The 18,360-nt window shown below is 39.6% G+C and carries 19 protein-coding genes, 1 tRNA gene and 1 pseudogene; 7 read left to right on the top strand and 14 right to left on the bottom strand.

Features of this window, described 5'->3' with window-relative positions; genetic code table 11:
• Positions 1-14 precede the first annotated feature (14 nt).
• The 3 genes from N5C46_RS22895 to N5C46_RS22885 form a co-directional block, all read right to left on the bottom strand.
• Positions 15-854 carry a hypothetical protein gene (locus N5C46_RS22895; protein WP_261750365.1) on the bottom strand — a complete coding sequence of 280 codons (840 nt, stop codon included), beginning with the start codon at positions 852-854 and terminating at the stop codon, positions 15-17.
• 23 nt (positions 855-877) lie between these two features.
• The gene (locus N5C46_RS22890) at positions 878-1,645 is read right to left on the bottom strand and encodes an HNH endonuclease (RefSeq protein WP_261750364.1); all 768 of its coding nucleotides are present in this window, start codon (positions 1,643-1,645) and stop codon (positions 878-880) included.
• Between the two features lie 146 nt (positions 1,646-1,791).
• The gene (locus tag N5C46_RS22885; RefSeq protein ID WP_261750363.1) at positions 1,792-2,826 is read right to left on the bottom strand and encodes a hypothetical protein; all 1,035 of its coding nucleotides are present in this window, start codon (positions 2,824-2,826) and stop codon (positions 1,792-1,794) included.
• A 196-nt stretch (positions 2,827-3,022) separates the two neighbouring features.
• On the opposite strand from N5C46_RS22885, the gene N5C46_RS22880 reads away from it, so the two are divergent.
• A complete protein-coding gene (locus N5C46_RS22880) occupies positions 3,023-3,511 on the top strand; it encodes an ImmA/IrrE family metallo-endopeptidase (RefSeq protein ID WP_261750362.1) in 489 nt (162 codons plus the stop codon).
• Positions 3,512-3,577: 66 nt separating this feature from the next.
• Positions 3,578-5,029 (top strand): recombinase family protein, encoded by a 1,452-nt coding sequence (locus tag N5C46_RS22875; protein WP_261750361.1) that lies wholly within the window; start codon positions 3,578-3,580, stop codon positions 5,027-5,029.
• Between the two features lie 61 nt (positions 5,030-5,090).
• On the opposite strand, the gene N5C46_RS22870 is transcribed toward N5C46_RS22875, so the two are convergent.
• Both N5C46_RS22870 and comGA read right to left on the bottom strand, forming a co-directional pair.
• Positions 5,091-5,753 carry a hypothetical protein gene (locus N5C46_RS22870; protein WP_082197386.1) on the bottom strand — a complete coding sequence of 221 codons (663 nt, stop codon included), beginning with the start codon at positions 5,751-5,753 and terminating at the stop codon, positions 5,091-5,093.
• Between the two features lie 72 nt (positions 5,754-5,825).
• Positions 5,826-6,584, bottom strand: a pseudogene (gene comGA / locus N5C46_RS22865) (competence type IV pilus ATPase ComGA); the annotation flags it as partial.
• Positions 6,585-6,707: 123 nt separating this feature from the next.
• Between comGA and N5C46_RS22860 the strand changes: the two are divergent.
• Positions 6,708-7,346, top strand: coding sequence for a cupin domain-containing protein (locus tag N5C46_RS22860; RefSeq protein ID WP_261750360.1), 639 nt, complete (start codon positions 6,708-6,710; stop codon positions 7,344-7,346).
• A 70-nt stretch (positions 7,347-7,416) separates the two neighbouring features.
• A tRNA-Gln gene (locus N5C46_RS22855) sits at positions 7,417-7,488 on the top strand.
• A 349-nt stretch (positions 7,489-7,837) separates the two neighbouring features.
• On the opposite strand, the gene N5C46_RS22850 is transcribed toward N5C46_RS22855, so the two are convergent.
• Entirely contained in the window at positions 7,838-8,218 is a 381-nt protein-coding gene (locus N5C46_RS22850) for a Spx/MgsR family RNA polymerase-binding regulatory protein (protein WP_261750359.1), read from the bottom strand.
• A gap of 276 nt (positions 8,219-8,494) precedes the next feature.
• Between N5C46_RS22850 and N5C46_RS22845 the strand changes: the two genes are divergently transcribed.
• Positions 8,495-8,740, top strand: a complete 246-nt coding sequence (locus N5C46_RS22845) for a DUF2626 domain-containing protein (protein WP_034757675.1) — start codon at positions 8,495-8,497, stop codon at positions 8,738-8,740.
• 40 nt (positions 8,741-8,780) lie between these two features.
• Here the strand turns inward: N5C46_RS22845 and N5C46_RS22840 are convergent, their stop codons facing one another.
• On the bottom strand, positions 8,781-9,416 hold the full coding sequence (locus tag N5C46_RS22840) for an MBL fold metallo-hydrolase (protein ID WP_261750358.1): 636 nt from the start codon (positions 9,414-9,416) through the stop codon (positions 8,781-8,783).
• 196 nt (positions 9,417-9,612) lie between these two features.
• On the opposite strand from N5C46_RS22840, the gene N5C46_RS22835 reads away from it, so the two are divergent.
• Both N5C46_RS22835 and N5C46_RS22830 read left to right on the top strand, forming a co-directional pair.
• Positions 9,613-9,786 carry a DUF2759 domain-containing protein gene (locus tag N5C46_RS22835; RefSeq protein WP_034757672.1) on the top strand — a complete coding sequence of 58 codons (174 nt, stop codon included), beginning with the start codon at positions 9,613-9,615 and terminating at the stop codon, positions 9,784-9,786.
• A gap of 212 nt (positions 9,787-9,998) precedes the next feature.
• Positions 9,999-10,352, top strand: coding sequence for a winged helix-turn-helix transcriptional regulator (locus N5C46_RS22830; protein ID WP_261750357.1), 354 nt, complete (start codon positions 9,999-10,001; stop codon positions 10,350-10,352).
• Between the two features lie 49 nt (positions 10,353-10,401).
• On the opposite strand, the gene N5C46_RS22825 is transcribed toward N5C46_RS22830, so the two are convergent.
• The 7 genes from N5C46_RS22825 to N5C46_RS22795 all read right to left on the bottom strand — a co-directional run bounded on the left by N5C46_RS22825 (position 10,402) and on the right by N5C46_RS22795 (position 18,352).
• Positions 10,402-10,716: an MTH1187 family thiamine-binding protein gene (locus tag N5C46_RS22825; protein ID WP_261750356.1), complete on the bottom strand. Its 315-nt coding sequence runs from the start codon at positions 10,714-10,716 to the stop codon at positions 10,402-10,404.
• Positions 10,716-11,822, bottom strand: coding sequence for a YqgU-like beta propeller domain-containing protein (locus tag N5C46_RS22820; RefSeq protein ID WP_261750355.1), 1,107 nt, complete (start codon positions 11,820-11,822; stop codon positions 10,716-10,718). The genes N5C46_RS22825 and N5C46_RS22820 overlap by 1 nt, the downstream gene beginning before the upstream one ends.
• Positions 11,823-12,066: 244 nt before the next feature.
• Complete coding sequence (locus tag N5C46_RS22815; protein ID WP_261750354.1) at positions 12,067-13,263, bottom strand: M14 family metallopeptidase; 1,197 nt, start codon at positions 13,261-13,263, stop codon at positions 12,067-12,069.
• A 99-nt stretch (positions 13,264-13,362) separates the two neighbouring features.
• Positions 13,363-15,240: an LTA synthase family protein gene (locus tag N5C46_RS22810; protein WP_261750353.1), complete on the bottom strand. Its 1,878-nt coding sequence runs from the start codon at positions 15,238-15,240 to the stop codon at positions 13,363-13,365.
• Between the two features lie 326 nt (positions 15,241-15,566).
• Complete coding sequence (locus N5C46_RS22805) at positions 15,567-16,535, bottom strand: ROK family glucokinase (RefSeq protein WP_261750352.1); 969 nt, start codon at positions 16,533-16,535, stop codon at positions 15,567-15,569.
• Positions 16,536-16,540: 5 nt separating this feature from the next.
• Positions 16,541-16,747 carry a YqgQ family protein gene (locus N5C46_RS22800; protein WP_060673432.1) on the bottom strand — a complete coding sequence of 69 codons (207 nt, stop codon included), beginning with the start codon at positions 16,745-16,747 and terminating at the stop codon, positions 16,541-16,543.
• Between the two features lie 144 nt (positions 16,748-16,891).
• Positions 16,892-18,352: a spore germination protein gene (locus N5C46_RS22795; RefSeq protein ID WP_261750351.1), complete on the bottom strand. Its 1,461-nt coding sequence runs from the start codon at positions 18,350-18,352 to the stop codon at positions 16,892-16,894.
• Between the last annotated feature and the right edge of the window lie 8 nt (positions 18,353-18,360).

Raw genomic sequence — 18,360 nt, 5'->3', positions numbered from 1 at the left:
TCTCCTCCAGTATCTTAGTTTAAAAAAGCTCCTATCCTCCATTGATTCCATTGATTTTTCTTCATGCTTCTACCTGGAACAACACAGTAGTCATTAATAACTGTTTCTTGTCCTATGAACTCGATTGGCAAATCATAGTAGTTACTTAAGACATATTTTGCGATAAACCTACGTGCTTCTTGAATGCCATTTAATGCTCGGTTCAACTGGATTTTCTCTCCTTTATAAACTTTATCTAAAGAATAATTCTTTGATACTCTACTTCCAGTGATAATGAAATGTAGCTCGTTTTCCTTGTTAATCTGACTAATAATCTGTTTTGGCATACCTGAGGACCGCCTTTTTGATTTAAAGCTAGGGATTACTTCAATAAAGGATTGGACTAAATAGAAGAGCACCGGGTCATTTAACTCGATTTTTTGCAAACTATCCTTAACATCATTCCAGTTGTATTCGAGAACTTCAGAATCTTTGCTGGATAATAATTTCTTGTGGGCTGAAATTTGCCCCTTATCTAGGGCTCCTCTTATTTTAAATTCAAATAGTAAATTAAAATTCTCACCGTAAATCCACGCATCTGGTATGGAACCTGAGTTATCTTCTAACTTAGATGCAGTAGCAATGTTCTTGTACGGAGCTATACCAATGATATACTCAAAAGGTTTCTCCTCTTGGGGGCAAATTCTTTTCCTTGTCATAATTAATACCTGTTTAAAATTAAGGTTTATAGCTCTTTCCTTCAACAAATTTTCTAAAAAAGGTTCAACAACTTGGAAATTATTATAACTAAGGATTGAGGCTAATATATGAGTATAATGATCCTCTTCTTGGCCTTGATATTTAAAAAGGTTCATGTTTCCTCCTAATGAGAGCAAAGTTATTTTGAAGATTTCTCCATCAACTTCATCAAATCACCTTTATTAAGCCATGGCCTTCTTCTATGCAACATTCTATGACAATTTGAACAGACCAAAATTAAATCTTGTAACCTTGTATTATTCTTCTCAGTATATTCAGATACCGGTATAGTATGGTGACATTCAATGAAACCTTTCCCAATTTCTCCGTATGTTTTGAAAAAATCAAACTGGCATATTTCACAATAAAGTTCATTATTTTCGAGTGCCTGTTGTTTTTTCTTTTTAACAGCCCCAACATTTCTTTCTCGCAATTTATGAACTCTAAATAGGATCTTTCCTTCAGGAAAAACTTCTTCCTCTTCTTCGTTAATAGGAAATTTTATTTCTTCCTTCTTAGATTCAACACTTGCTTTAATGTTTGTAGCTAAATCTCGAAGTTTTGATTTATTGGAATAAAATTCATTCCATACGTCTTCTTCTAATTTTGATCCTCTTTCTAAACCCTTACCCTTATAATTAGGGTCGAGCCTCAAAAAGTTGCTCATTTTCATATACACACCATTTGGGTTTCTGAAATTTACGTATTCAGGTGAGATGCCATGTATAGGAAGTGAATTTAGTATTTTGCTTAGTTTCAATACTTCTTGGTGCTTTGCACTTATTGTGTTGGGATTATGTCTAAAGTATAATTCCAAAGCTAAAATTAACTCGTCTCTCTCCCATTTAGGGTTCCTCTTTTTCACTGTATTAGGTTTCTTAATCTGTTCCTCTTTATTGAAATTCATTAATCCCCATACTCCATTTCTATTTCATTAAGCCTTATAAACGATTTTAAAACACTGGATAAATTCAATGTCACTAAAGGGAAATACGCTTTTTAAATTGAACATTTACATCTCATCTTAATGAATCCATCCTCCACATAAATTCTCTACAAAGTCAGTCCATTAAAATGTGGGTTCTGACCAGAATTACGAACAAAACTTCTAAACTCAAACAAATAATTATTTACTTCCATGAGTGATTTTACATCCTTATACTTTTTCTCTTTATTAAATTCAGTAAAGTACACTAAATAACTATCATTTAAATTCTTAAAACCTAATTTTTCGCCTTTTCCAAAATGGGGGTAAGCTTTTTGATTGTTTGCTTTCTCCCAATGAGGATAATCATTAAATCGCTTAGTATCAGAAAATGCCATATTTATAAATCCCATTAGCATGTCTCTAGATCTATAGTATTTTTTCTTAGACTCATCTTTAAAAAAGTTGGTATTTTGTTGAAATTCATATCTTCCGTAATTAACTTCCTGTTCAAACATTAAAAGTGATAACGTTGTTAATGCATCTCTCTCATCATCGTCTTCAATTAAATCAATTATGTCATCACCTCTCCATATTCTAAGACAGTTAATGTAATTTGAATGTTCTAGCAAGTCTAGAATTAAATTATAATGAGTTGCATCCCCACCATATAAATTGTGATATCTATTTCCAGTAGAAACATAAAAATCAAACAATGATTGTTTTGCATTCCAAAACTGATTATTAGAATTAGGTTTTACTAAATTACTTAGTTTTTCTTCCAACTTTTCGTCATAAAATGTCCTTTTCAAATAAGAAATATATTTAACAGTATTGTTGAAAATGTTCTTCGATATTTTACCCGTATAACTCCTATATTCAATAAAGAAGACCCCGTATTTTTTTGAATCGTAAAACTTGAATTGAGGCTTAAAATAGTATGTGTTATCTAGGGCTTGGTAACGGGTAAATAATATCTTATCTCTAAATTGCTCATCTATTTGGGTTAACCAATAATCAGTATTAAAATCTTCAACATTATTGAATTTCATTAAAACTAATTGATGGTAAGATTCATGTAACCTCAACAATACTTCAGTATATTTTTGATAAATCATTTTTTCATCGCCAACTCTCAAAATGTTCTTTATGTAGTTTTTCACAAAGGAAAATATTCCAATTCTATAATAATACATTTATACCATTTTTAACATAGCTAGAGATATCTCATTCTATTCTCCCAACTAAACCTATTCCCCATTTTTATACCTTCATAAATGTTTGGATAATTTTACGCCTCTATTGCTTTTTGTTGAAAATACGAACATATGTTTGTATAATGTTACCGAGGTGAGCAAAATGTACCAATTAACATACAGGACCACCGGATTAGAAGATTGGGTTTCTAGGTTCTACATGAAGTTAGGAATAACCACCCCAAGTTTAATAAGTGAGGAGCGAATATGTAGGTTCCTAGGCATTTATGTAAAGAGAAAACCTATCCCAAGTAGCTTCCATGTCATCGGTAGATATCAAGACATTGTAATCGATAGTAGAGAACCTATTGAAAAACACAGAGAAATTTTCTTTCATGAGTTATGCCATATCTTGAGGCATTCCGGAGTTCAAACCATTATGCCAGCTTCTTTTAGAGAGCTCCAAGAATGGGACGCACATCATTTCACTCAATACGCAGCTATCCCCTATCACATGATCAAATACATTCCCCTGAATGATTGTGATGTTATTAAACAAATGTCAGATATATTCCTTGTCTCTCCAGAACTATGTGAGGAACGATTGGAGCAGATTATTCGAAGGAACCATCTGGCAAGGAACTTTTATTAAATTACCAAGATCGCTATTTTTTTGTTCATAATTTATGAGTAATTTAGTTTTAAAGGAAGTGATTGTATGAAAGCAGCAGTATATGTACGTGTTAGTACAACTGAGCAAGCTTCAGAGGGATATTCTATCCGGGCCCAAACAGACCGCTTAAAAGCGTACTGTGTCTCCCAGGGATGGGATATATTCGAAATCTATATTGATGATGGATACAGTGCTAAAGATACGAATAGACCGAATCTGGAAAGAATGATGAAGCACATTGAGCAAAATTTAATTGATTGTGTCTTGGTTTACCGCCTGGATCGTTTGACGAGATCAGTTCGTGATCTATATAACATTTTGGAGACCTTCGATAAAAACGATTGTAAATTCAAATCAGCCACAGAAGTATACGATACGACCACTGCAATGGGTAGAATGTTCATAACTATAGTAGCTGCATTAGCTCAATGGGAGAGAGAAAATACCGGAGAAAGAATACGCATGGGTATGGAACAAAAGGCTCGTGAGGGGAACTGGGTGATTAACCAGGCGCCTTATGGATATGACTTAGATAAAGAAAACAAGTCGCTTAAAATAAATGAGGAGGAAGCTTTAACTGTGCAAAGGATCTTTAATTATTACATTGAGGGTAAAGGTGCGAGAAGTATCGCTGTTGAATTAAATCGATTGCAAATCCGAACGAAAACAAATTCGCCATGGAGCGATTTTAAGATAAAATACGTCCTCACTAACCCTACGTATATAGGAACCATGAGGTATAATTTCAGGGTAAATAAAGAAAATTATTTTGAAATCGAAAACACCCATCCTCCTATCGTCACAAAAGAGATATTTAACAATGTTCAAAGTATATTTAAAAGTAGAAGGGTTATTCATCCGAGAGCTGCTACCAGTAAATTTATATTCTCAGGTACCGCTAAATGTGCCCGTTGTGGTTCTCCTCTTACAGGGAAGTATGGCAATTATAAAAGAGGATCTACAGAATATAAAATAAGGTCATATTATTGCTCCAAAAGTAGAGTAGGCGAATGTGATCAGAGACAAATGTCTGAGCGTTATTTAGAAACTCAATTTATTAAATATCTGGATACATTTGAAATAAATCCAGAAATCATAAACGACCTTACGAAAATGGATGAAATTGATGAATCTAAAGATAAGTTGAATTTGTTAAAAAAGGAACTAAAGGAAATAGAGAAGCGAAGGAAAAAATGGCAATATGCTTGGGTAAATGAAATGATTAGTGACGAAGATTTCTCTATCCGAATGGATGAGGAAAATACTAAAGAAGAGGATGTAAATAAGCAGCTGAGCTCCCTCCAACCATCTGGAGAAAAAATGAGCTCTGTGGACCTTACTGAAATTCTTCTGGATATAAAGACAAACTGGAATCAGCTTGACGCTCTCGAGAAAAAAATGCTTCTACAGATGTTTGCAAAAAGAATCATTGTGGATAGGGTTAGTGATCAGTTGAAACCTGATTGTTTGGAAATAAAAGAAGTAGAGTTTTATTAAATATAAATATCCTTACTAAAGCCCAGTACCTTTTTCTGGGCTTTTTCTTTAGTAAGTCTGATTAGAGAATTATTGGACTAAACTGCTGGAGCGCGTCCTCCTTAAACTTTTTACTTATCACATCGTCTTCTTTATAAAGGTAATGCATCAGCCTAGGCTCAAGCTCCTGCATTATCATATTAAAATCTTCAATATATTCCTGATAAAAGTCATAAAACCTCTCTAGAAATTGTCTTTGAAACTCATTTGTTAATTCGCCTTTACTTTCATGTCCGGTAAATGGATCCATGATTTTGGGTACATATACAATGTTCCAGGGAGCCGTAAAAGAAAATGGATTTTTAGTTCTTCCAAATATATGGGATACTTGATAATTTCTAATCCGCTTATATTTTGTAGTTGGCTTTTCTTGTCTAGAAAAGCCCGTCAACCTCTTTAAAAGTTTTGTTGGCTCTGCATTATTTGTAGGGTCCTTTATAAAGTGACTGTGTCCAAATAATTCTTTATAAAGATTTATGTAAAGTTGCGTCCCTTTAGCATCTCTTCCATACCCACGAACATAAACTTTATTTTTGCCTTCGAATATATTCCCCTTCAGTAACCGCCATTCATCATACACATCTTTTTTAGGAATGAAAATTGTTTCGTTAAGTCCAAATTCAATCATTTGATTTTCCGTAATATTGAACCTATCCATAAAAACCTTATAACCATCTTTCATCATTAACACCCACCTAAAAAAACATCGACTTTAATTTATACATTAACAGAAATCTTTTGTGCATGGTCCTATTATTATGACTGGGTGCCCTGTCAGGGACGCCCGAATCGCAATCTCTGCCGTCTCCCGGTCCCGGATTTCCCCCACCATGATGATGTCGGGATCATGCCGCAAAATGGCTTTTAATCCCGTGGAATACGTAATCCCTGCTTTTTCATTCACCTGGATCTGCACCATTTCATCATGCTGCTTCTCGACTGGATCCTCAAGGGTGATCACATTCCGGTTCAGAGCGACGGAACAATGATGCACGAGGGAATATAAAGTCGTCGTTTTACCACTTCCGGTCGGTCCTGTAAACAGGATGAGTCCATGGGAATGCATAAGAAGTGCAAGAAGTTTTTTAGCTGATGAAGGGTATAGTGACATTTTTTCAATGGGAATCTGGTATTTTTGTGGGAGTATCCGTATGACGAGACTTTCTTTCAAGTGGGTGGTCGGCAGAGTGGAAATTCTGAGAGATAGGGGGGTGTTTCTTACAGTAAGGCTGAAGGAGCCGCTTTGGGGCTTACGCTTTTCTCCGATATCCATGGAGGCCATGAACTTCAGATGGGCAATCAAGCGGTCTGCCTGATCCGGGTCTATGGTCTGGAATGGAACCAGTACCCCGAGCTTTCTGAATTGAATCAAGTAATCTTTCGTTCTGGGAATCAAATGTACATCTGTGGCATCATTGCTGAACGCTTCTCCAATCATCACTTCCGATAACGATTCGACTGAGTGAAATATGGATTGGCACCACCTTTCTATTTTCTTAAAGTAAATATACGACATTAATTGGCAAAATCCTTCTTTTTTTGAAAGTATTTTAACTTTAAGTCTCTTCCGATTCACACTTCAATCGCCCACCCATATATTAAATAAGAAAATCAGCCATTCGAAAGTGGTGACCCTCCCATGACGAAATATATGGATTATTCTTCACCAGAAGCTCAATTCTCTTTTGATGTGAATGAAAGTCCCCTATTCAAAAAAGATAATCAAAACCTGATCAATGTTTTAGGAGTAAATCAGCTAAATACATTGGACAATACTTCTCTTCTTGATATCTATTTAAGTAAACATAACTTTGTAGAACCTCATTACCACCAAAATGCTGCGGAACTGGTCTATTGTATTTCCGGCGCAGCCATCGTCTCCATACTTAATCCATTTACGAAAGAAATATTAAATTACCGGATTTCGCCGGGACAAGTGGCGAATGTACCTCAAGGATGGTGGCACTATGAAGAAGCCAGGAAGGACAATACCCACCTACTCGCTATATTTAATTCTCCCGTTCCAGAAGTTGTCCTTGGATCCGATATTTTAAAACTTACCCCCTCAAGCGTCATGGCTCAAAATTATTGCATGAATGAAAACGCATGGATCAATACAACAGAGAAAGTAAAGCCAGGCACGTATATCGGCCCGGGCTGCCTGGAACAAGAAAGGCATTCACCAGTACGGCAAACATATTTCAATTACCCTCCATACTATTATCAATATGGGCCAAACCCTCAATACAATAGACAATGCATTCCGAAAACATTTTAAAAAACTTTTTAACAATACATGAATAGTTCCTTAAAATACATCCATACTATATTTTGTAAAGACGATTCAATGGGCTATAGCCAAGCGGTAAGGCATCGCACTTTGACTGCGACATGCGTTGGTTCGAATCCAGCTAGCCCAGTATTTAAAGCGGAGGGGCTTTGCCCAGAGGCGACAAGCATAAGATGAGGAACCCGGAAAGGCGCTCTTTGCCTTTTTGGGTTCCTTAGCTTATGACCTCGAGCCTCTAAGCCCCGCAGCTGGATAGACGAAAAGCGGAGGCGGCTTGGTTAGCCCCGACAAGCACAACTGGAAAATCCCAAAAGGCGCTTTTTGCCTTATGGGATTTTTCAGTTGTGACCTCGAGGGGCTAGCCGCCGGAGCTGGACATCTCTTAAAGCGGAGGGGCTTTACCCAGAGGCGAAATGAATAAACCATTGAAAAAGGCAGGCACTCGAATTTCGAGTGCCTGCCTTTTTCAATTCAACCATCTAGCTGCTTTTCTTCAATGATCTGTTTTTGTTCGCCAAACTCTGGAGTCCTTCTGGATTGTAGCCGACGACCAGTTTTTTTCCGTCTGTCAAAAGGGGCCTGCGAAGAAGTTTGGGTTCATCGATGATTAGTTTGATTACTTCCGATAACGGCAGATCGTTCACGTCTTTTCCCAAGTCTTTGAACGTTTGGCTTCTCGTGGCAAGTATCTCATCAAGACCATCTGTCGTTAAGGATAATAAGTCCATTAGCTCTTTATGTGTAGGAGTCTCTCTGAATAGATGTCTTTCATCAAAATCGACGGAATGTGCGGTTAACCACTTTTTGGCTTTGCGGCAAGAGGTACAGCTTGGATAAGTAAAAAATGTCAGGTTGTTCACTTTATTGACCTCCCTAAAATTGAATTTCTCATTCGTTAAACATATTGTATATTAGTTGTATAACTTTTGTACAGTAATATCCCTTGGAAATTCGTGATTATTTTTTACATAAAATGGTTCAGGATAAAATACTAAGAAAAGAATAGAGTGAATGAAAGTTTCATGTTTAGTTAACAAGCATTCGTCACAAACTAACTTCAAACACATATTTACTTTTATGGTAGTATTCATTTATAATATTGAGTGATGGACTTAGGGTGCAAAGGAGGGTTACATATGGATCGTATGTTTAGAGTTCTTGGGTTTTGGACTGGTATTTTTGCCGTCATGTTCTATCTTGGTGATATGACCACGACATCATTAATCTTTTTAGGCCAAACTGGATTCTTCATTATGCTTAGCTATTTAAAACTGTCCGAACGCATGTATATTTATGTTTTCGGTGCCTACTTAACAGTGTTCTTTGCAGGTTTTACTTATTGGACGACCTTTATGATGACTCCTGGTGCAGGAGGACACTAAAAAAAATCCCTTCAGCTTTTAGCTGAAGGGGTTTTTTTATTTAGAAGCCATTTAAAAAGGGATTTGAATCCATTTCCGCTTCAATCGACGTTTCAGGACCGTGACCCGGTAGAACCGTGGTATCCTCAGGCAGGGTCAATAGCTTATCGTGAATACTTGCCAAAAGTTCTTTCTGATTTCCACCCGGCAAATCAGATCGTCCTATACTGCCCATGAATAAAGTATCTCCTGCTAATACGATTCCACATTCTTGTACATAATAAGAAATACTACCGGGTGAATGACCAGGTGTTTCGAATAATTGCAGCTGAAAATCACCAATTTTCAAGTTCTTTTCATTTGTCAGTATGTAATCCGCCGGCTTCAGTCTGATGAGTTCGCCCATCATGAATAGCTGTGATCCATTCAAAGAAGGATCCAATAACCACTGAGCCTCTTTTTCATGTACATAAACAGGGATGCTGAAGTGGTCCCTCATTTGATCGACTGCTCCGATATGATCAAAATGAGCATGAGTGAGAAGGATGGCTAAAGGAGACAATGAGTGATTTTCCAACCATTGAATCAGTTTCTCCCCTTCTCCACCGGGATCAATGACCAGACAATCATTGGTAGTGTTCCATAGGATGTAACAGTTGGTTTGCAAAGGGCCTAAGGGCATTTGTTTCCATTGCAACGTTTCCACCTCCATTTGTGATACTATTATTGTATCAGAACTTCCATTATCATAAAAATGGGGTCGACATAGAAGTGTCAAACTTTTTGACCTCGACAAACAGGAGAAAAACCTATAAAATGTTAATGGGTGCATTTATGTACATAATGTTACAATAGAGTCAGAAAAACGCATTTTAATGAAAGGGGTCATATAAATGGGTCTTGTAATTATCACTTCACTGGTTACATTATTAGCTTTATTTGCAGTAGTAAGCACATTCAAAAACAAGAATGCAATGGGAATCCTTTTCTCACTGGCAACATTAGGTGTCTTTGGATGGTTTACAATTATGACTGTCCTTCACTCTGGATACCCAGGTGGCCATTAATTAAAAATGTTTCACATTAAAAAGCCTTCCACTTCATGATGGAAGGCTTTTTAATTTTCCCCACTTCTCCTATAGGCACCCAAAAGTACCCTATGGACCTTTTTGATGTGTACGTTATAATGATAGTGAAATATACCACAAGGAAATGGGATATTCCCTGGCCTTGTTGCTGATTCTATATAGTATTCGACCATAGATGGGGAGGTCATGATATGAAAAAATACAACATACCCGTTGAAGCTTCCTTGGAAGTGATTGGTGGCAAGTGGAAGGTAGTCATCCTCTGTCATTTGATTAAAAGCAAGCGGAGAACCAGTGAACTAAAACGTTTGATGCCTGGAATAACACAGAAAATGTTGACCCAGCAATTGAGGGAACTGGAAGCAGATGGTGTCATAAACCGGATCATTTATAATCAGGTCCCTCCAAAGGTGGAGTACGAACTGACAGAATACGGGTGGTCGTTAAAAGAGCCTCTGGATATGTTATGTGCATGGGGTGAACAGCATATCGAAAAAACCTATCCCGACAAAAGTGAAGTCCTTTTGGAAGGTGAAGAGGTTTGACCGTTCCAACAAAAAGAGTGGGCATAGACGCCCACTCTTTTTGTATTCGTTATTTTTCTAATTTACGCTGGACGGAAGAAAGCTTTCCTTCCATGGTCGTTTGCTTATCCCTGCGGTCATCAATTCTAATATTGGTTGCCACACGCTGGATCCCTTGCTGGAATGGGGATTCATGAATGTCTTGTATCACTTGGAACAGAACGGGAAGTTCCCCTTCTATAATCGTATTCATGGGAGTAAGCTGAAAACGGATCTTTCCTTCCTCTTCATACCCCTTAAGGATCCCTTGCAGATCCGCGACATATGAACTCACGCTGGGTGATTCTGTTCCGATTGGAATAACTGTTACATCGACTATCGCCATTATCTATCTGCTCCTTCTTCTTTAAGTAGTTGAACGATACTTATGTTCTGCAAATTGATCACTTTTTCAAGTTGATTACCATATAAACACGACTCTCCATCAGGAGAACACTTTATGGGTTCTAAAGGAAGATCATCAAACAGGACCTCTTCCTTTCCGGAATCCGTGTCCCACTCTTTTAAAGAGAACGTCCCCGAGTACGTATCAAAAGAACCCGGTTCATTGGCAATGAACGTAATCAACCGCCCCGTCCCTTCTATCATATCATAATATGGGATTAACCAATCAGAGTAACGGCTTAAGAGGTCAACTGTAAATTCTGACTGAACCTCTCCGTTGGAATGAATGAACTGATACGTAAACGGCCCTTTTTCTTCCCTTGAAAAGACCGATAACAGAGAACTTTTGAATTGATTGAAATGGATACTATCCTCCACGATCATTTCCTTTTCACCATCGAGGATGTTTTGAGCTATCAGGGGAGCCGATACGCTCACTTCATCCTTGCTCCAGTCCTGATAAAGAACGGAGGATGCCGATTGCCACTGAACAAACGGCTGCTCTACATCAATGGGGTCCATGGTCCCGTCCCCGATCTTCATTTCAAAGACTTGAAAGCTCCAATCTTCATTGAAAGAGGTCATTAACAGAGTATCATCATTGAATGGACTCCAGGAATGTGTCAAGTCGTAGGAAGGAACGTCCTTTTGAAATTGTACTTCTCCTGATCTATCGATGATCGTCAGCTGGGCTTTATAGGATGCCGGAGAGGAATGAATGAGTATTTTTTTCTTATCCGGTGAGATGCTTGCGCTCACATAGGAGGGTTGTACATCATAAATTTTTTGATTGCTTCCGTCGTACACATTGTAGATATAGAAGGACGTCACACCATCCTCTTCCCGTACAGAAAGGATTTCTGAACTGGACAGCCAGCCGACATTTTCTATAAATCCATCTGCAGGAAGGATATTGACCATCACGTCTTTCTGATCGTCCTTTTCTTTATCTGGGGGGGAAGATTGTGTTTCTTCCGGCTGACATGCCGTTAACCACAGAATGCACATCATGAAAAATATCAACACGCTACCTTTTTTCTTTTTCATCCTCTTCCCCCTTCTCCTGGATTCCATATTAATTAGTACGTTTCAAACGCAAAAATGTTTCAATAAGATTAAAAAAACATTACAAAAATTCAAAAAAAGTGATGACCAGATGTTCATACATACATCTTTAGGGTCACCACGAGAGGTTACTATTCTTTAGGATGATGATTAATTTTACTCCTGATTTTCATTTTCCACAATAGATATTTATGGAACGAAGATAAAGATTTTTCGAGTATTTTCTTCACGCATACCACCGATAAATCGAAACAAGTAGAATACCGGATACGTCCTCGTAGATTTCCTCGAATTGTGATAGTGGCAAGGGGTTGATGCCCCTTCCTAATTCAAGGGTGAATCCTGATTTCTGGAATTCTTTCACAAACCAATCCTTGTATCCAGCATAACTATCAATATAACGGACCGATTTATATCCGCTCACTCTGGTAAAATCCTTTGCCAGTTTGGCTGCTTCTGGAGGCTCCAATCCATCATACCCCCAGTAAAATTCTTTTCCCTGGGTGTGCAGGGCAAGAAGTCGATCGAATTTTTCTTGCCGGGCAAGTTTAGCCATTGTAATGGCTTCGGGCTCTGAGAGTGGCTTATATCCTGGGAAATCTCTTGGAGAGGGTTCTTTCTCCTCTTTCCTTTCCTGCTCGACTTCCCATTTGGCAGGAAACTGATTGTTCAGGTCCACTCCTCTAATATTGGCTTTCCAGCCTGTAAAGTCGGTACTTCCCCGATTAAGAGCAATCATTTCATTTCTTTTATCGCCGGGAGGCCCGTTCAGAACAAGGTCCACTCCATCCGGATTGACCATGGGAACGAGTGACAACACCACATCTCCATAGATGGGCAGGGTTTGTATTCCCCTCATTAGCTGAGTGTTGGTCAAGGATAGTAAATACTCATTGATAAACGTCATAAGGACAGATGTGGTAATCCATTCATTCGCATGGAAAGAAGCATTCATATGAACTTTCTTCTTTCCCTTTCCTATCCTTATTTCGATGAGATCTTTTCCATTTACACTTTCGCCTGTAGATCTTAATTTTATAAAAGGATAGATCTCTTTTAAACGCTGGACATCTCCCTCAAATCGTTGGGAACTGTAGGCCTGTTTCCCATTGACGATGGGTGAAGTCAACCTTGAGGGAAGACAGATAGTCGACCCTACTAGTAACCCATTGGGATTGACACCTTCGTTTAATAGAAGTAACGCATCGACACCGATGTTCCGGTTTTGGGCGAGGGACCAGAGAGTGTCACCCTGATTAATAGAATGACTTTCTTCCATGAATCCTGGAATTTGAATCTCTGTACCGATTTTCAATCTATTCGGATCAACGGAAGGATTTGAATCGATGAGTAACTGGATCGGGATATAAAACAGTTGGCTGTAGTACCAGAGGGTATCGCCACTGCGCACTTTCACTTTCATGATGCAACCTCCCCATTCATATGTCCTTACTTACATGTATGAATGGTTCACAGATTCATGACAAAAAAAAACCTGCGAAACCTTTCGCAAGCTTGTACTTTATGATTCATCGTCATCACGATATTCGGTTTCTCCATAAAAGCGGAGCAGATCTCCATAAATGATCTTATCGGAGTATTCCAGCTCATTATTGACACGCTCTTTAAATGGTTCACAGAACTTCATATCGGTTTTTTCTTCTGTTTTCTTATTCCAGCATTTTTCACCAGCATACACATAGTCTTTCGAGATGAATCGGCCGTCACGCAGTATGGCCAGGTCTTCATGTTCATCTGAGAAGAGATCCGAACCAAATTGAATGTCCTTTTTGGTATCGATCCCGAGAAGATGCATGATGGTCGGCTTTAAGTCGATTTGTCCGGACACCTTGGAAATGGTTTTCCCTTCCTCACCGGGAACGTGGATGATCAGCGGCACCTGTTGAAGCTGTGTGCTTACAAAAGGTGTGATGTCTTTACCGAGATATTGACTCATCGCTTTGTTATGATTCTCTGAAATCCCATAATGGTCCCCATACATCACGATGACGGAATTATCGTACAAACCGGACTCCTTTAAGTCCGCAATGAAGTTCTTCACCGCTTCATCCATGTAACGGACGGTTTGGAAATAACGATTCACCGTACCGTCATGGGAAGTGTAAGGATCGATTAACTTATCTTCTTCATCAAGCGTGAAAGGATAATGGTTCGTTAAGGTGATCATCTTCGTACTGAACGGTTGAGGCATTTGTTTCATATGCTCCACGGACTGCTCGAAGAACGGGATATCCTTCATGCCCCAGTTCACAGAGTTTTCTTCTGTCACATCATAATCCGGTAACGAATAATACCGGTCATATCCCAGTGAATCATACATGATGTCACGATTCCAGAAACTTTTATTATTGGCGTGCATGGCCGATGTATAATATCCGTTCTCCCCAAGCTTCTCCGTCATGGACTCAAACTCATTCCCGGAATGGGTAAAGAAAACCGCACCCCGGTTCAAGGGATAAAGGGAGTTGTCCATGATGAACTCGGAATCGGACGTCTTCCCTTGCTGGGTTTGATGGTAGAATTGATCAAAATAGTAGCTTTCCCCTATGAAATCATTAAGGAAAGGCGTGATTTCCTGGCCATTCACTTCACTGTTGATGACAAAATTCTGCAGTGATTCAAGGGAGACAATGATTAAGTTCTTGTCTTTCGCTACCCCGAACATTTCTTTATCTGGACGAGCGTAACCCGCTCTGACGTAGTTGTCGATATCTGCCAGTTCACTTCCATCTGCGAGGGCTCTCTGGGCGGAAGATTTGGATTGCAGGAAAAGATCGTATACATGATAATTATAGGTTCCGATATTCTTGACCAGCATTTCCCGGTCAAATGTCCTGGTCAGAAGCTGAGGCCTTTCCGATTCTGCCAATCCCAGGTTAAAGAAAACCAGTGCTGTTGCAACGAGGAAATAAGCGCGTCGATTGGCTTTAGAGTAATTCTGTAAAGAAAACCAGGTTGGTTTCAACTTTATGATGAGAATTAATGCGATTACATCGGTGAAATAGAAAACGTCCTTCCAGCTCATGATTGCACTGGCACTCGTGCCCAAATCAGAGAAATTACTTGTTTGGAAGAGGACGGGCATTGTCAAAAAGTCATCAAAGAAACGATAAAATACTACGTTTCCGTACAGGATAAATGAAAGGACGAAGCTTGCCGTGATGATGTACCGGGTGCGAGACTTATCCTTTTTAAGAAGTAACCCCACTCCGAAGATGAAAAGTAAAAAACTTAGCGGGTTAATGAATAGAATCAGTTCCTGGAGTGCGTTTTCGATCTTTATGTCAAAACTCGTTTTGTAGACAATATACGTTTTGATCCAAAGGAACAATGCAGCGATAATGATAAGCGGGACCTTTGGTATTTTTTTCACATTCATTTATTCAACCTCCTTGCTACAAACGGTTCAATCGTATGTAACACTTTCATGATTTCAATAAGGAATTATTCCGGATGTAACATTGACTCATCTTCATTATTTATTTACATAACGTCAAACGTGGATACATATTGAAGGTGTATAATCGTGGATGCCTTATTCTCCTACCCATACTATTAGACGGATGAAACCATTAAAAGTTTCAATAAAACCGCATTAATTAAAAACACTCCATTTGTCATTAGGTGTTTCGGACTACTGGTCCAAATAAAAAAAGAACCTTCCATAAAGGAAAGCTCTCCTTCGAATCTCACTTTGTGGTCAAATCAAATCTTGTTCTTGACCAGCCAGGCTGCCCCGATAACACCGGCATCATTTCCAAGCGTGGCAATGCTTAAGTGTGTAGAGGTACGGACAGTCGGAAATGAAAACTGTTTAAAGAATTTAACGACCGGCTGTAATAAGATGTCTCCTGCTTTAGAGACTCCTCCACCGATCACGATTTTTTCAGGGTTCAGACCATTCCCGAGGTTCGCAAGGGACAAACCGAGATAGAAGGCTAATTGATCAATGACTGCCAGGGCTAGTCCATCTTGTTCCCTTGCCGCATCGAAGATATCCTTGGCGCTGATTGAGCCGTGAGAATCCCTGAGGGCACGAAGCGTTGATTCTTGCTCAGTGGCATCCAGTTTTTCGTTTGCGAGCCGGACGACACCGGTGGCGGAAGCAACGGTTTCAAGACACCCTGTCTTCCCGCAATTACACTGATATCCGCCTTCCGGTACGACGGTGATATGGCCGATTTCACCACCTGCTCCTTTTACACCGTGGACGATATCACCATTTGTAATCACACCGCCTCCGACGCCCGTTCCTAATGTCACACAGACAATGTCCTTCGCCCCGTCTCCTGCACCCTTCCACATTTCACCGAGTGCCGCACAGTTTGCATCGTTATCGATGACTGCGTGCAAACCTGTTTCGACTTCGAGCAGATCTTTTAATGGCGTATTATTCTCCCATCCTAAATTGACGGCTTCATAAATGATTCCTTTTGCCGTATCGACAGGTCCAGGTGCACCCATTCCGATACCAACCAGTTTATCTCTGCTTTGATCCAATTCCTCGAGCTTTTGATCGATTGCTTTCGCAATATTCACAATGATATTTTTCCCGTTTTCCGATTTATCAGTGGGGATTTCCCATTTATGTAAAAGCTCACCGTATTTACTTAAGAACGCAATCTTCGTCGTCGTTCCCCCTAAGTCAACTCCAACTAACCATTTTTCTGTCATCATTATCACCTGTCCTGTTTTTCTTTTTCAATTTCTATTTCGTGACGCAACAAAAATAAAGCGGTCTGAAAATCCCGGGTATCAATCAGTTGGGATTGGTAGAGTTCCTTTAATTCGCCTTCCATCAATTGCAGGTCGGAAAGACGATGCCCAACATATATGATCGTTCCATAACTTTTGAGGAGCTGTTGGATATCATAAATCGTTTTCATGCATACACCTGCTTTCTCTTCTTCCCTATAAAGTATAAGTGAAAACCGTTTTCTTCTCAATCCTAAACAAACCAGTACAAGCACAAAACAAAAAGAGATTTCCTTAAAGGAATATCCAGTAAGAAAATCTCTTTTCTATCATGTCTAACGATCCGGATCTTTCGGGTGCAAAAATCGCGGCCGCCTGTTCTTAAGGGGAATCGGGGAACGAAGGAATACGTCCCTGAATGCCCTGAGATTGAATGGAATAAATGGCCACATATATGGAATGCCAAACGAACTCATTCTTGAAAGCATGATGATCCATAAGAATACACCCACCACAAATCCATAAACACCAAATAACGCCGTGCATATCAATAGAAAGATCCGCACCAGTCGATTAGCCAGACTCATCTCATAACTCGGGGTAGAGAACGTACCGATGGCAGCGATGGCCAGGTAAAGAATGACTTCATTAATGAACAGCCCGACTTCAACGGCAACCTGCCCGATCATCAATGCTGCAACGAGCCCAAGGGCGGTCGCAAGGGAAGACGGGGTGTGTATGGCGGCCATCCTCAAAATATCGATCCCCACTTCAATGATGAGGAATTGAAGGAATAGGGGGACTTCCCCTACATCATTCGGACCAATATAGGCCATGGGTTCCGGCAGGAGCTCAGGGTGGATCGCAAATAAATAATAGAGGGGCAGTAAAAAGATCGATGACCACACCGCAATAAACCTTACAAAACGCAGATAAGCCCCAACAGAAGGTTTATTCCTGTATTCCTCGGCATGCTGAAGATGATGCCAGAACGTGGTCGGGGTGATGAGAACACTCGGAGATCCATCCACCATGATGAGGACATGCCCCTCATAAAGGTGGGACGCCGCAGTATCGGGTCTTTCCGTGTACCGGACCAGTGGATAGGGATTCCAATGCCGTCCCGCAATGTACTCTTCTAACGTTTTCTCCCCCATGGGAAGACCGTCTGTATCGATCTTCGAGAGAGCATCCTTGATTTTGTGCACCAAATGGGGATCGGCAATGTCTTCTATATAACTGACAACGATATCCGTTTTGGATCTTCTTCCTATTTGCATGTATTCCATCCGAAGAGAGGGATCGCGCACCCTCCGTCTTGTCAATGCTGTATTAAATACAATCGTCTCGACATATCCGTCCCTCGAACCCCGTACGACCCGTTCTAAATCAGGTTCCTGAGGTCCTCTGACAGGATAAGTCCTTGCATCAATCATAATAACCTTGTCAATGCCGTCCACGACAAGGGCTGTCGGACCTGCCAATACTAAATCGATCACCTGATTCAAGTCATCTACTTGTTCAATCTCTATATAAGGAATATACGTCTTCAAAAGCTTTTCCAAAGTATCCTCTTCCAATTGTTCAGGACTGAGTCCAGATAAGAGCTTCATCAGATAATGCATAATATCATCTTTAACGAAGCCATCCACTAAAAACATGGCCATTTTTCTTTCTGCATACTCCAGATCCAATTGAATGACATCAAAGCTCTTGTCCACAGCTAAGGTATCCCTTAAATAATTGGTGTTTTCTTCAATCTGAGTAGAGACAGGCTTTTTCTTTTCATTCGACATTAGCCTTC

The sequence above is a fragment of the Rossellomorea vietnamensis genome (genome assembly GCF_025398035.1).
GTDB classification, from domain to species: Bacteria; Bacillota; Bacilli; order Bacillales; family Bacillaceae_B; genus Rossellomorea; species Rossellomorea vietnamensis_B.
Note: the sequence above shows the minus strand (reverse complement) of the source record. Positions and strands in the feature narration are given on the sequence as shown.